This is a genomic window from Methyloferula stellata AR4 (genome assembly GCF_000385335.1).
Taxonomy (GTDB): domain Bacteria; phylum Pseudomonadota; class Alphaproteobacteria; order Rhizobiales; family Beijerinckiaceae; genus Methyloferula; species Methyloferula stellata.
Map to the genome: position 1 here is coordinate 3,264,223 of NZ_ARWA01000001.1, position 13,420 is coordinate 3,277,642.

Genomic DNA, 13,420 nt, shown 5'->3' on the forward strand with positions numbered 1-13,420 from the left:
CTAAGCCAAGGCGACGTCAGGCGCTTTGCGCCAGATCATTCATCGATATGTCATATCGCCCGGAGCGCCCGCACATGCCCAACGTCGGATGTTCAACTCTGCGAGATCACGGCCTTGGAAATGAGCTCCGGTGCTATAGCTTCGACGTCACAGCAGGAATGGAGCGTGCGAGATGGTTAAATCGATCGGATATCGCGTTGGAGCCGCGAGTCTTGCGGTAGCGCCTCTTCTCGGAGCCATCTTGTTGCTGACGACGGCGTCAGTCACATCCACCTCCGCCCAAACCGGCGCCTGCCCCGGCGACAATGGCGGCCTTACGCTTTCACCCGGCTTTTGTGCGACGATTTTCGCCGACAATATCGGCCATGTCCGCCATATGGTGGTGGCGCCCAACGGCGTGCTCTACGTCAATACTTGGAGCGGCCGTTATTTCCGCAACGTCCCGCCGCCGCCCGGCGGCATGCTGGTCGCCCTCAAGGACAGCAAAGGCACCGGCAAGGCCGATACGATCGAGCGCTTCGGCGATAGTCTCGCGGAAGGCTCCGCCGGCGGTTCGGGCATCGCTTTCTATAAAGACGCGATCTATGCCGAGCAAAACGACAAGATCATCCGCTATGCCCTGCCCGCGGGCGAGATCGTGCCGAAAGGAAAACCCGAAACCGTCGTCTCCGGCATGCCGCTCACCGGCGATCACCCGATGCATCCTTTCGTGATCGATCCGAAGGGCGAGATTTTCGTCGATCTCGGTTCTGCTACCAATGCCTGCCAGGTCGAAAACCGGACGCTGAACTCACCCGGCATCAACCCCTGCACCGAAAAGGAAACGCGCGGCGGTACGTGGCGTTACGATGCCAATCAAACCGGTCAGGTCTTTTCGTCAAAGGAGCGCTTTGCCAGCGGCATCCGCAATGGCGAAGGCTTTTCCTTCGATGCGGGCGGCCAGCTTTACGTCACGCAGCACGGCCGCGACCAGCTCTCGCAGAACTGGCCGAAGCTTTATAAGCCCGAGCAAAGCGCGGAGCTGCCGGCCGAGGAAGTCGTGCAGCTCGAGCATGGCGCCGATTACGGCTGGCCCGAATGCTATTTCGACAATTTCCAGAAGAAGCTTGTGCTCGCCCCCGAATATGGCGGTGACGGGGGCAAGGCGGTGGGCGTTTGCGCGGACAGAAAAGAACCGGTCGCCTTCTTCCCCGCGCATTGGGCGCCGAACGATCTTCTCATCTACAATGGAAAGGCTTTCCCGGCGGCCTATCAGAGCGGCATGTTCATCGCCTTCCATGGTTCGTGGAACCGCGCCCCGGCGCCGCAAGGCGGCTACAACGTCGTTTTCCAGCCTTTCGCCAAGGGCAAGACGACAGGCGATTTCGTCGTCTTCGCGGATGGTTTTGCCGGCGCCGTGAAGGACCCTGGCCGGGCCGCCTTCAGGCCAACGGGCCTCGCCATGGGTCCTGACGGCGCGGTCTATATTTCTGACGATGTGAAGGGCCGCATCTGGCGCGTCACTTACCATGGGAGTGCCGATGCCAAGGTCGCGCCCGCGCCGGCTCCCGCTGTCACCGCATCCGCCGGCGGAGCCGTGCCGCCGGAAGGCACGCATCCGGATGCCGGACGCCAGGAGTCCGCCGCCTTGCCCGTGCCGCCCGGCGCGACGAAGGAGGAGGTCGCGCTCGGCGACCGGATCTTCCATGGCGAAGTCAGCGACGGGACCTGCACCGGCTGCCACGGATCGGATGCCAAGGGCTCGCCGCAAGCGCCCGATCTCACGACCGGCAATTTCGTCCAGAGCGACGGCAGCTTCAAAGCGCTCATCAAGACGATCAACGATGGCGTGCCGAAGCCGCGCAACTATTCTGATCCCATGCCGCCCAAAGGCGGCGCGCCTTTGTCGGAGTCGGATGTCTCCGCCGTTGCCGCCTACGTCTGGGCGATCAGCCATCCGGACGGGAAGTAAGGCGCTCGCGCTCAAGCAAATCTTAAGGCTGAAACTCAAGGGCGGTGTGCTATGCGCACCGCCTTTTCGATAGCGACAGTTTCGTGACACTTGCTGCGGCAAAGCCATCTCCGGCCGCTGCGTATCTCGCTACCTACCCAAGCCCCGAGCCTCCACTTTTCTCTGGACAGCGCGCAAGGCCGTGCCCGGTTTCCATAGGCTTTGGGCCGTAAGACAGCTTATAAGTGGGAGATATTGGAAAAGCTTTTCATTCAATCGATTGGAGATGTGTCATGGCAGCCGTGAGCAAGCAGAAGGATGCTTTTTCGGTCAAAGCCTATCGCGGCGACGCAAAAACGCTTCTCGCCTTCAACCTGACGACGGCCGCGTCGCGAAAGAGTCTCGCGGGCTTTACGATCCAAGTCACCCCGCCCGGCAAAGCCGCCTATTATCTCCTCAACAACCTGCGCTTCGAGATTCCGGGCAATCATGCGCAAGACCCGCAAGAGCCGGCGGCTTCGAGCCTTAATGCACCGTTCCAGAAGTTTCGCTGGGTGCATGTGACGGCCAAGGACCACCAAGGCTTAAACCCGGCTTTCGGCACTTATACCTATACGGTCACGCCGCGTTACTTCGATGCGCAAGGCTCGATGCAGCCCGCCGACCCGAAACTCAGCGTGTCGGTGAAGATCAGTGTCGACCGCTTTTCAAAGGGCAAGCTCGCCGTCGGCTTCACCCGCGGCTTCGTGCAGTCGCAGGCTTTCGTCCGGCATTTCGGCCTCAATGCGCTCATCCGTCCGAAGGGCAAGGATCTTCTTTTCAAGACCTCGCAACCGTCCGGCACGAATGCCGCCGGCGAAAATTTCACCTATGCGGATCAATATCAATGGCTCGGATGGACTGCGCGCGATTTGATCTTCGATCTGCTCGACGAGGTCGCCAAAGACAAGACGCTCTCGCTCGACATTTTTGCCTACGATCTGAACGAACCCGACATCATCCAAAGACTGCTGGCGCTCGGCAAGGAAAAACGCGTCCGGATCATTCTGGACAATGCGGCGCTCCATCACGACACAAAAGGCGACAAGCCCGAAGATGAATTCGAAGCGCTCTTTGCGAAACGCGCCGGCCAGGATGCGATTTGGCGCGGCCACTTCGGCCGCTATTCGCATGATAAGGTCTTCATCGTCTCGGACAAGAGCGGCGCCAAGAAGGTCTTGACCGGCTCGACGAATTTCTCCGTTACCGGCCTTTACGTGAATTCAAACCATGTGCTCGTCTTCAACGATGCCGACGTCGCAAAGACCTATGCGGCCGTGTTCGAAGAATCGTGGAACGACAATACGTCCAAGCCCAAATTCGTGGCGTCGGATTACGCGACCGAGCCCTATGTCTCCAAAACCGCCTCGGTTCCCAAGACCAGCATCACCTTCTCGCCGCACAGCGAAGAGATCGCGGCCGATATTCTCGGCGGCCTCGTGCAGCGGATCAACAAAGAGGGAAAGAGCGCAGCGAAGACCGGAAGCGTTCTCTTCGCGGTTATGGAACTTGGCGGCGGCCCGAACAATCCGGTTTATAGTGCGCTCTGTGATCTGCACAAAAACCAGAACATTTTCAGCTACGGCATTTCGGATACGCCGAAAGGCATAGCGCTTTATCCGCTCGGCAAGAAGACCGGCGTCCTCGTCACCGGCAAGCCGGGACAAAGCCGCCTGCCGCCGCCCTTCGATCAGGTGCCCGGCGTCGGAGCCGGCCATCAGATCCATCATAAATTCGTGGTCTGCGGCTTCAACGGCCCCAACCCGGTCGTCTATTGCGGATCGTCCAATCTCGCGCTTGGCGGCGAGCAGGCCAATGGCGACAACCTTCTCGCGATCAGTGACGAGGATGTCGCGACGGTGTTTGCCATCGAGGCTTTGGAACTCGTCGATCATTTCGATTTTCTCGATCGCACCGCAACCGTCTCGAAAGCCAAGAAGCCCAAAAAAGCCGCCGCGGTCGGTACGCAGGCCGCGGTCTCCGCCGGCTGGTTCCTTAAGGCGGATGATGCTTGGGCCGCGAAATATTACGATCCGAACGATCTGCACTCAGTCGACCGCAAGCTGTTTGCCGGCTGACCGCCTTCGCCGAGGCCATCCCGGCCGCAAAGAATTGATTTACCTCATTTGCGCATCGCCTGATGCGGGTTAACCCGCACCAGGTGACAAGCTCTTGCGCGAACCTTCACGCAAGCGCCGAAATCGGACCGAATTGATTTGTAAAATCTTATCGAGCCCGGCCTATCGTGAGAAGAGTTCCCCGCATGGCCGCTGCATGCCCGCAAGACTGCGGCGCCAAGGCAGTGGCCAAGGTGGTGGAACTATCGTGATTGAACCCCCATTTGCGTATGGACGTGCCGAGGTTGGAGACGAGGAATATGCGTTTAGGCTGGAAAGCAGGAGTTCTCGCGGCCGTTATGGCGGTCGCATTCGCATCTGGCGCAGCCGCGCAGACGCCCTCATCCCATAAGACGAGCACAGCGCAGAGACACGCGAGCGCGCCCCCCCATCACGGTTATGGACATAGCCACGCGCGGGTCGGCTATGCGCCCGGCACGGCTGGCGCCCGCTACGGCCTTCGCGGCCACTACGCCGATCTCGTTGGCGACCCCCATAGCGGATTGGGCTTTTACGCGTTGCCGCCGCAATATCGCGTCGGCGCCTGGCGCTATCGCATGCGCACGACCCCACCGCCGTGGGCAAATCCCGTCCGTTCCGCTGTCGCGGCCGATGCCATACGGACCTGGTCCTGGATCCCGACCGAGGCGACAAGCTATCGCTATGGCGTCTTCGATCCCAATGAAGGTGTCGGAACGCCATTCTTCGCCGGCTATTATAGCCAAGGCGATCGCGATGACGGCGATGACGACGATCAGCCGTTCGGCCGGCCCCTGTTCTAAGCCGCGTTCACTGCCGGTTAACGCTTAAACACAATCCCGAAAGGCATAGCGCTTTTCGGGATTATTGTTTGATCCGGCCGCATCATCCGATCCGAAAAGTCTGAAACTTCGGGATGATGGCTTCGCCGGCAGCATCATCTCGTCCGAAAAGTCTGCAACTTTTCGGGATGATGCTAGTAAGCCTGATCGCTATAGGGCGAGCCCGCCGGCTGATGGATACGAATAAAGCCGACGCCGCCCGCCGTGTGGCAGGCGTTGCAGGCATCCGTGAGTTCGTCGTAGCTGCGCAGGAATTTTTGCACGTCCTTTGCCTTCGCGGCGTCGCGCATGTCGCCCAGCGGCTTGCCCGCCTTTATGACAAGTTCAACAGGGATGTTGATATAGCGCGTTGCGGCGCGGCTGAGCGTGTCTTCAAGCTGGCCGAGCTCGTAATCTGCGAGGCCCCAGTTCTTTGCCTTGGCGGCGTACCAGAGCTTGATATGGCGCATTTGCACGAAGCCCATGAGATCGCCGAGGCTGGCTGTGATGCCTGAATCGACCTGGCCCGGATGAGGCACCGGCGCCTCTGCGAAGGGAACATTTTCGCCCAAGGCCGGGACGATGGCCATGAGCGCGATCGCAGCAGCAGTGGCCATGGACCTAATCGTTTGGGCTTTCCGCATATCAACCATCCTCATTGCTCTCTTCGCCGGCTACATCGGCCATCGATGTTGCCGTTGAATGACGGCCGCGTCCAGCACTAGCATTGATAGAAATCAATAAGGCTTCGCGCCGCCTGAAAGTTCGACCGAATCTCTCCGTGTAGCGATCCTGGCCACGGGGGATTTCCAATGGTTTCGATAGAATACGCGATTTAACCTCGGCCAAGGCGGTGATTTTTCCTATTTGCCGCCCATCGTCTTGAAACTCTCCAATGCACGGCGGCGCGCCGCATTATGATCGACAATCGGATGCGGATAATTTTCGCCCAAGACAAGATCCGCCGCGGCGAGCTGCTTGGCATCGGCCTTCCAAGGTTTATGGATCAGAGTCGACGGCAGTTTCGCAAGTTCGGGAACGTAACGCTTCACATAGACACCGTCCGGATCGAATTTCTCGCCCTGCAAGGTCGGATTGAAGATGCGAAAATAAGGTGCGGCATCGGCGCCGCTGCCTGCCACCCATTGCCAGCTCGCGGCATTATTGGCCGCGTCCGCATCGACGAGCGTATCCCAAAACCAGGCTTCGCCTTCGCGCCAATCGATCAGCAAGTGCTTCGTCAAAAACGACGCAACGATCATGCGCACGCGATTATGCATCCATCCTTCCGTCCAAAGCTGGCGCATGCCCGCATCGACGATCGGATAGCCGGTTTCGCCGCGCTGCCAGGCGCACAAAGCGGCTCGGTCGCCGCGCCAAGGCATCCGATCGAAGCTCGGTTGAATGTTTCGCTGCGCGATGCCGGGATTGTAAAAAAGCAACTGATAGGAGAACTCGCGCCAGCCGAGCTCGGTCAGGAATTTTTCGAGATCCTTTTCACTCGCCTCCGATGTGCCGTTGACGACCGCCTGTTTTGCCGCGTGCCAGATCTGCCGCGGTGAGATGTTGCCAATGTGTAGATAAGGCGAAAGCCGCGAGGTCGAAGCCCGGTCCGGCCTGTCGCGCAGGCTCGCATAATCGGCGAGGCTCGTTTTCAAGAAATGAGCAAGCAGCTTATGCGCCGGCTTTTCGCCGGGCTTCCAAGTCTCGCGCAGACCTGCCGCCCAATCGGGCCGCTTCGGCAGAAGCTCGAGACCGTCAAGCGAGACGCATTTCGCGCGAAGCTTTTTCGGCAAGGACGCAAAGGAGAGCTTCCGCGGCACGCCAAGCGGCGCCTCAGGTTCGGCCTGTCCGCAAGCCGCCCGCCAATAGGCCGAAAAGACCCGAAACGGCGCATCGGCCTTGTTCAGCACGGACCACGGCTCGTGAAGCAGGTTCGCGTTGAAGCTTTCGACGGGAATGCCGCGTTCCGTCAGCGCCGCCTCGATCTTTGTATCTATGGCGCGGCCCGCTTCGTCGTAGCGCCGGTTCCAATAGACGCCTGCAGCTTCGACGTCTGCGGCAAGCTGCTCCAGGATCGCCGCCGCGGCGCCGGCCAGGATCGCGAGCTCGCCTCCCTTGGCAGCCAGAGCCTCGCTTAAATCCGCGAGCGCACCACGCAGCCACCATTTCGTCGCGCCGCCCTGCGGCCTCAGCCTGGCGCTCTCCTCGTCATGCACATAGAAGCAGATGATCGGGCGGCCTGACGCGGCCGCCGCATCCAGAGCGGGATTATCGGCGAGACGCAGATCGTCACGAAACCAAACGATCGCCGGCGGCATCGACGCTGCCACGAACCATATCCTCCAGGCATGGATCTCAAGCCATGAGACACATGCTGAAGACTATCTCGTTCCCGTTGTCGAAGAAGCAATAGACCGAAAGGAGATCGCCCAGGCAGGATCGGAAAATCCGTCGCGATCATGCTTTACGTCCGCCGCATGATCTTTTCCGAAAAGTCTGCAACTTTTCGGGATCATGCTTTATCGCCTTGCGCAGCCGTTGACCTGGATCTCTTCGGAATGCGCGGTCCAAGTGTCTGCATCCTGAGCATGACACGGATCGGCCAGTTCCATGGCAATCGCGCCCTGGATCGTATGGCGCACGGCGGAACAATTATTGGCTTCGACCAATATGATCTTATAGCCCGCATCCGGTCTTGCTGCCGAAGTGCAATAAAATTTGAGCTGAACGAAATTGCGCTGCTTGGCGGCGATTGCGGCTGACACGTCGCAAAGCGACAGGCCAACACAGGCGGCGAACAGCAGCTTTCCTGAGCGAACCATTTTCTGCCCCGATTAAATATTGGAATACCTGTTTATTAAGCTGCCGCCATTTTTGAAGTCAAGCATCTGTTACCGTCCCAACGATGTACTTTGTCGTCGTGAAGACTTAAGCCTTCGACCTGTGCAACGCCGCGATCTGTCCTCAACTTGGAAGAAGGCGTAAGTCATATGAAATACATCAAAGCTTCAGCGATCATTATCACTTGCCTTGCCACGGCACCCGCTTCGGCAGCCTTGAAACCAGGCGCGATGGCACCCGATTTCACCGCGCAAGCGGCGGTCGGCGGCAAGGATTTCACATTCTCCTTGGCCGAAGCTTTGAAGCATGGACCGGTGGTCCTTTATTTTTATCCGAAGTCTTTCACGCAAGGCTGCACCATCGAGGCGCATGAATTCGCCGAAGCGGCCGAGGACTTCGCCGCGGCCGGAGCCACGCTCATCGGCATGTCGAAAGACACGATCGAAACGCAGCGCAAATTTTCGACGGAAGGATGCCGGGACAAATTTCCGGTGGCGGCCGATCCGGCCATGACCGTCATTCGCGCCTATGACGCGGCGATGCTGCTCGGTCTCACGCCATCGGGCAAGGAGATGGCCGACAGGATCTCTTATGTCATCGCGCCGGACGGCAAAGTGATCTACGCTTATTCCGATCCCGCGCCGGATAAGCATATTGAAAACACGCTGGCCGCCGTGCGGCAGTGGCGCGAGCAGCATAAGAACTGAGATCGCGCAGCCTCAGTTGCGAGGCGTGCATGGGTCGACAGAACAATCAAGAAATTCGAAGCAAAGCCCTATGGGCTCTTGGCGGAAGAGGTGGGATTCGAACCCACGGTAGGCTTTCACCCACGGCGGTTTTCAAGACCGCTGCCTTAAACCACTCGGCCACCCTTCCCTGCGCATCCGGGCCGCTTTTGCAAGCGAAGCCCGACCCGACAAACGCCTCATATCATGCCGCGAAGGCCTTTGTCTGCGGCGGCTTTCGCCGACATGCGAGCCGCCGCGAAAAGCGTCGAACGCGCCATCATTCGTGGCTTTCGACATCAGCCGCGCGCGCCGTTGAGTGGTATCCCACAAGCCGGTGCATAATTGCAACGCGCGGTAAAATCGGCGCAAAACAAACGATGCGCGGTTCACTCAGAACGCATGTCAGTGCTTCACTAACGTCTTGTTAAGATATCGCGCTTTCGCTTATCAACAGAGTGGTCTCGGCCATGCGGACCATCGCTTTTTACAGCGATATGCGCACCGTTAATCTGTTTCAAAATTATCACAGCCCTTGGCGATTGTGGCCACACCAAGGGCGCGAGCCTCGACAACAAAACAATTTCGGCTAACGTCCAAAACGTGATCCTAGAGTCGGAAGCAAATGCACATCCGGCCAAGTTTGAGAAAGAACATTTCTTTTCTCGTCATGCCACTTTGGAGGGCCGCATAAATGAAAATTAGTTCAAAGCTCGTCGGGGCGGGCCTTGCTGCAATGGGTGCGATGTCGCTTAGCGCCATCACTCCCGCGGCCGCCGGCTCCATTAGCCAGCCCGGTGAACTCGTCGGCTACACCTGGGCGCCGCTTCCGGAAGGTATCTATTTCGCGACGACCGAGAGCTACGGCAACAACCGTGGCCTGGCCTTCGATTCCGAAGACGCTATCAGCATTCCGGTCATCATCTGGTCGACCCCATGGACGCTGTTCGGCGGCCGTGTCGAGGCCTATGTCGCGGTTCCCTCGCGGTCGATTACCGTTCCTCACCCGCTGGGCGTGCCCGGTACCGCTGTCCATCTCGCTGGCGCTGCGCTCGATGGTCTCTGGGTCGGTGAAGGCTGGGATCTCGGCAACGGCTGGGGCGTTTCGAACTTCATCGGCGGTTATGCGCCGACCAATGGTCTCAACGGCCTCGTCGACTTCTGGACCTTCAACGAACGTCTCGGCGTGACCTGGGCCCAGAATGGATGGAGCTTCTCGGGCCATGTCATCTACGGCGTCACTGGCAACAATCTGTCGTCGACCGCTGGCGGTATCTTTGGAACCCCTGGTGGCTACGGCACGAAGACGAGCCCGAACTACGTCAACCTCGACCTGACCGGCACCTACACCTACGGCAAGTGGACGCTCGGTGCCATCGCCTTCGGATCGTGGGACGTCAGCGGCATCAGCACTCCTTTCGGTGCTCTTCCCGCAGCAAAGCAGAGCCAGTTCGCAGTCGGCCCCTTTGTCGGCTACAACTTCGGGCCGGTCATCCTGCAGGCGTGGGTGTCGCGTGACATCGCCACCTCCAACTACTTCAATCTCCAACCAGCACCGTTCACGTCCAAAATGTACGAGACCCGCGGCTGGCTGCGTGTGATCGTTCCTCTGTGGACAGCTCCGGCTCCGGCTGCTCCCGTCGTCGCCAAATACTGAACGTCTAACTCATAAAACTGAAACCGAATTCAACTTTCTAAAGGGGATTTCCTCATGATACGCAAATTCTCCATGGCGACGGCCGTGCTGATGGCAGCGAGTGCGTCTGCCTTCGCCGCGGACCTCCCGCGCCGCACGCCTCCGCCGGTCTTCGTGCCGCCGCCGCTCTTCACCTGGACCGGCCTCTATGTCGGTGGTCAAGTCGGTTACGCTTGGGGCAAGGACAATAGCAATGGCGTTTTGAGCGCCGTTGGTGTTGGTCCTTTCGGCGCCTATACCAATTACAACAGCCCGAACGGCGAAGTCGGCGGCGCCCACATCGGTTACAACTACCAGTTCAACCAGTTCGTGATCGGCGTCGAGGGCGACGTCAATGGCTCGAACTTCAACAACGGCGGCACCGGCTTTGCCTTTGGCGCGGCCGGCATTCCGTTCGGCGCCTTTTCGGTGAATACCGCCACGCGCATTCCGATCGAAGGATCGGCACGCGCTCGGATCGGTTTCGCCTGGGATCATTGGTTGTTCTTCGCAACAGGCGGCGCGGCCTTCGCGGATATCGAGCATAGCTTTGCGCTCGGAGTCGCGGGTGTCGGCTTCTTTAACGATCCCGCCACTTATTCGAAAACCCGTGTCGGCTGGACCGTTGGCGGTGGCGTCGAATATGCGCTGAACAACAATTGGTCGGTGCGCGCCGAATATCGTTATTCGGACTATGGGACGAACTCGAGTGCAACCCTTGGCGGCATTACCGCCCTCACGGGTGTTTATGGCACCCAAAGCAGCCACCTGACCGAAAGCAAAGTGCAGGTCGGCTTCAGCTACAAGTTCGATTGGTATACGCCGCCGGCTCCGGTCGTCGCGAAATATTGACCTGAAATGTGCCGCAGCCCCGCCCTTGCCTCGGCATGGGTGGGGTTGTGACTTTCCAGACACAGATACTTCAAAAGCGGGCCCTCCAGCGATTTCGCGCTGAATAGGCCTTGATTCGAAGAGACCCAGGTGCGAGGTCTTTTACATGTTTAAACGCCTTATTCCCCTCATCGCTCTTCTTGGCGCCCCTGGCTTTGCCTTGGCCGCCGATTTGCCGTCCCACAGGGCGCCGCCGCCGGTGTTTGTACCGCCGCCGCTCTTCACCTGGACCGGCGTTTATGTCGGCGGTCAGATCGGTTACGGCTGGGGCAACGACCGTATGTCGGTGCCGGCCTTCTTCTCCGCCCCGACCACCAGTCCTGAGGGCGTGGTCGGTGGTGCGCACATCGGTTATAATTACCAGGTGAACCAGTTCGTCCTCGGCGTCGAAGGCGATGTCGACGGCACGAGCATTTCGAAGAATGTCTTCGATCCGCTGACTGGCACGACATTCGGCACGCGCATTCCGGTCGAAGGATCGGTTCGCGGTCGCGTTGGTATTGCTTGGGATCGCGCCCTGTTCTATGCGACGGGCGGCGCGGCTTTCGCGGACCTCCAGAAGTCCTATACGGTCGGCTCGTTCCCCTTCTTTGGCGCCGCGGCACCGTTCTACGTTCAGAACTCGCAATCTCGCGTCGGCTGGACCGTCGGCGGCGGTGTTGAATATGCCCTCACCAATAATTGGTCGGTGCGCGGCGAATACCGCTACACGGACTTCGGGCATCAGACCGACCTGCCGGCAGTCGCGGCTGCCGTCGATCACCACGAAGTCGAACATGCGGTGCGTGTCGGCTTCAGCTATAAATTCGAAATGTACGCGCCGCCGCCGCCGGTGGTCGCCAAATACTGACGCTTACGGCTCGATCGTAGGCTGAAGTTCCAATCGAAGACGTAAAGGCCGGTTTTAACCGGCCTTTTTGTTTGAGCCAGGCGCACGGGCCCGCGCGTCACCGTTTCGGTTGCCAAGGGCATAGGCCGCATGGCAAGCCTCCCCCCATGATCCCTGATCCCGAAATGACGGCCGATGCGCCGCACGATCCCAGAGGTGCCGCGATGGCACCCAAAATCTCCTTCGTCTCGCTTGGCTGCCCCAAGGCGCTCGTCGACAGCGAGAGAATCATCACCCAATTGCGCGCCGAGGGCTACGAGCTCACCAAGAGCCATGGCGGCGCCGATGCCGTCATCGTCAACACCTGCGGTTTTCTCGACAGCGCCAAAGCCGAATCGCTGGCCTCGATCGAAGCCGCGCTGGCGGAAAACGGCCGAGTGATCGTAACGGGCTGCATGGGCGCCGAGGCGGCCAGCCTTCAGGCCGCCTTCCCTGCCCTTCACGCCATTACCGGCCCGCAGGACTATGAGAGCGTCATGCGGGCGGTCCATAGCGCCGCTCCAGCCGCGCATGCCCCCTATCTCGACCTCGTACCGGCGCAGGGCATCAGGCTCACGCCCCGCCACTACGCCTATTTGAAGATCTCGGAAGGCTGCAACAACCGCTGCTCCTTCTGCATCATCCCGCAATTGCGCGGCGATCTCGTCTCGCGCCCGGCGGGCGACGTGTTGCGGGAGGCCGAAAGGCTCGTCGCCGCGGGCGTCAAGGAACTCCTCGTCATCGCCCAGGACACCGGCGCCTACGGCCTCGATCTGCATTATGCCGAGAGCCAATATCAGGACCGCACGGTAGCTGCGAAATTCATCGATCTGATGCGCGAGCTTTCAGGCTTTGGCGCGTGGGTACGGCTCCACTACGTCTACCCCTATCCGCATATAGACGCCGCGATCGAGCTGATGGCCGAGGGCAAGATCCTGCCCTATCTCGACGTGCCCTTCCAGCATGCGAGCCCGCGTGTGCTGAAAGCCATGCGGCGTCCTGGCGACCAGGAGAAGACGCTCGAGCGCATCCACGCCTGGCGGGCGATCTGCCCCGACATCATCCTGCGCTCGACCTTCATCGTCGGCTTCCCCGGCGAGACGGAGGAGGATTTCGAGCTCCTGCTCGACTGGATGAGCGAGGCGAAGCTCGATCGCGTCGGCGCGTTCAAATATGAGCCCGTCAAAGGCGCTGCCGCGAATGATCTCGGCCTCCCCATGGTGCCGCCGGAGGTGCAGGAGATCCGCTACAAACGCTTCATGGAACGCGCCCAGGCGATCAGCGCCAAGAAGCTCAAGGATAAGGTCGGCAAGCGGTGCCAAGTCATTGTGGACGCTGCCGGACCACGCAATGCGGTCGGCCGCAGCAAGGGCGATGCGCCCGAGATCGACGGCAAGGTGCATATCACCTCGCACCGGCCATTGCGGCCTGGCGAAATCGTCAGCGTGAAGATCGAGCGGGCGGATGCCTATGATCTGTTCGGGAGTGCGGTATAAGACCTCTCTTCTTAGGGCGCGCGAGGCTAAGAAGC

The 13,420-nt window shown here is 59.8% G+C and carries 11 protein-coding genes and 1 tRNA gene; 8 read left to right on the plus strand and 4 right to left on the minus strand.

The window, feature by feature from the left end:
- Window positions 1-172 precede the first annotated feature (172 nt).
- The 3 genes from A3OQ_RS0116095 (at window position 173) to A3OQ_RS0116105 (ending at window position 4,868) form a co-directional block, all read left to right on the plus strand.
- The gene (locus A3OQ_RS0116095) at window positions 173-1,951 is read left to right on the plus strand and encodes a PQQ-dependent sugar dehydrogenase (protein WP_020176443.1); all 1,779 of its coding nucleotides are present in this window, start codon (window positions 173-175) and stop codon (window positions 1,949-1,951) included.
- A gap of 272 nt (window positions 1,952-2,223) precedes the next feature.
- Window positions 2,224-4,047, plus strand: coding sequence for a phospholipase D-like domain-containing protein (locus tag A3OQ_RS0116100; RefSeq protein ID WP_020176444.1), 1,824 nt, complete (start codon window positions 2,224-2,226; stop codon window positions 4,045-4,047).
- A gap of 299 nt (window positions 4,048-4,346) precedes the next feature.
- On the plus strand, window positions 4,347-4,868 hold the full coding sequence (locus A3OQ_RS0116105) for a hypothetical protein (protein ID WP_152428487.1): 522 nt from the start codon (window positions 4,347-4,349) through the stop codon (window positions 4,866-4,868).
- 173 nt (window positions 4,869-5,041) lie between these two features.
- Here A3OQ_RS0116105 and A3OQ_RS0116110 read toward each other — a convergent pair whose 3' ends face one another.
- The 3 genes from A3OQ_RS0116110 to A3OQ_RS0116120 all read right to left on the minus strand — a co-directional run bounded on the left by A3OQ_RS0116110 (window position 5,042) and on the right by A3OQ_RS0116120 (window position 7,711).
- A complete protein-coding gene (locus tag A3OQ_RS0116110; protein ID WP_020176447.1) occupies window positions 5,042-5,503 on the minus strand; it encodes a hypothetical protein in 462 nt (153 codons plus the stop codon).
- Between the two features lie 246 nt (window positions 5,504-5,749).
- Window positions 5,750-7,207: a cryptochrome/photolyase family protein gene (locus tag A3OQ_RS0116115; protein WP_020176448.1), complete on the minus strand. Its 1,458-nt coding sequence runs from the start codon at window positions 7,205-7,207 to the stop codon at window positions 5,750-5,752.
- Between the two features lie 201 nt (window positions 7,208-7,408).
- A complete protein-coding gene (locus tag A3OQ_RS0116120; RefSeq protein WP_020176449.1) occupies window positions 7,409-7,711 on the minus strand; it encodes a hypothetical protein in 303 nt (100 codons plus the stop codon).
- A 168-nt stretch (window positions 7,712-7,879) separates the two neighbouring features.
- On the opposite strand from A3OQ_RS0116120, the gene A3OQ_RS0116125 reads away from it, so the two are divergent.
- On the plus strand, window positions 7,880-8,437 hold the full coding sequence (locus tag A3OQ_RS0116125) for a peroxiredoxin (RefSeq protein WP_020176450.1): 558 nt from the start codon (window positions 7,880-7,882) through the stop codon (window positions 8,435-8,437).
- A 79-nt stretch (window positions 8,438-8,516) separates the two neighbouring features.
- On the opposite strand, the gene A3OQ_RS0116130 is transcribed toward A3OQ_RS0116125, so the two are convergent.
- A tRNA-Ser gene (locus A3OQ_RS0116130) sits at window positions 8,517-8,606 on the minus strand.
- 543 nt (window positions 8,607-9,149) lie between these two features.
- On the opposite strand from A3OQ_RS0116130, the gene A3OQ_RS0116140 reads away from it, so the two are divergent.
- From A3OQ_RS0116140 to rimO, 4 genes are all read left to right on the plus strand, one after another.
- Window positions 9,150-10,112: a transporter family protein gene (locus A3OQ_RS0116140; RefSeq protein ID WP_083931609.1), complete on the plus strand. Its 963-nt coding sequence runs from the start codon at window positions 9,150-9,152 to the stop codon at window positions 10,110-10,112.
- 54 nt (window positions 10,113-10,166) lie between these two features.
- Window positions 10,167-10,982 carry an outer membrane protein gene (locus A3OQ_RS0116145; protein WP_020176452.1) on the plus strand — a complete coding sequence of 272 codons (816 nt, stop codon included), beginning with the start codon at window positions 10,167-10,169 and terminating at the stop codon, window positions 10,980-10,982.
- Window positions 10,983-11,127: 145 nt separating this feature from the next.
- Entirely contained in the window at window positions 11,128-11,871 is a 744-nt protein-coding gene (locus A3OQ_RS0116150; RefSeq protein WP_020176453.1) for an outer membrane protein, read from the plus strand.
- A 164-nt stretch (window positions 11,872-12,035) separates the two neighbouring features.
- The gene (gene rimO, locus A3OQ_RS0116155; protein ID WP_026595903.1) at window positions 12,036-13,385 is read left to right on the plus strand and encodes a 30S ribosomal protein S12 methylthiotransferase RimO; all 1,350 of its coding nucleotides are present in this window, start codon (window positions 12,036-12,038) and stop codon (window positions 13,383-13,385) included.
- The last annotated feature ends 35 nt before the right edge of the window (window positions 13,386-13,420 follow it).

Bases quoted from the DNA above. Each gene is read 5' to 3' on its own strand.
- A3OQ_RS0116095 (WP_020176443.1), top strand. From the start codon at position 173: ATGGTTAAATCGATCGGATATCGCGTTGGAGCCGCGAGTCTTGCGGTA.
- A3OQ_RS0116100 (WP_020176444.1), top strand. From the start codon at position 2,224: ATGGCAGCCGTGAGCAAGCAGAAGGATGCTTTTTCGGTCAAAGCCTAT.
- A3OQ_RS0116105 (WP_152428487.1), top strand. From the start codon at position 4,347: ATGCGTTTAGGCTGGAAAGCAGGAGTTCTCGCGGCCGTTATGGCGGTC.
- A3OQ_RS0116110 (WP_020176447.1), bottom strand. From the start codon at position 5,503: ATGGCCACTGCTGCTGCGATCGCGCTCATGGCCATCGTCCCGGCCTTG.
- A3OQ_RS0116115 (WP_020176448.1), bottom strand. From the start codon at position 7,207: ATGCCGCCGGCGATCGTTTGGTTTCGTGACGATCTGCGTCTCGCCGAT.
- A3OQ_RS0116120 (WP_020176449.1), bottom strand. From the start codon at position 7,711: ATGGTTCGCTCAGGAAAGCTGCTGTTCGCCGCCTGTGTTGGCCTGTCG.
- A3OQ_RS0116125 (WP_020176450.1), top strand. From the start codon at position 7,880: ATGAAATACATCAAAGCTTCAGCGATCATTATCACTTGCCTTGCCACG.
- A3OQ_RS0116140 (WP_083931609.1), top strand. From the start codon at position 9,150: ATGAAAATTAGTTCAAAGCTCGTCGGGGCGGGCCTTGCTGCAATGGGT.
- A3OQ_RS0116145 (WP_020176452.1), top strand. From the start codon at position 10,167: ATGATACGCAAATTCTCCATGGCGACGGCCGTGCTGATGGCAGCGAGT.
- A3OQ_RS0116150 (WP_020176453.1), top strand. From the start codon at position 11,128: ATGTTTAAACGCCTTATTCCCCTCATCGCTCTTCTTGGCGCCCCTGGC.
- rimO (WP_026595903.1), top strand. From the start codon at position 12,036: ATGACGGCCGATGCGCCGCACGATCCCAGAGGTGCCGCGATGGCACCC.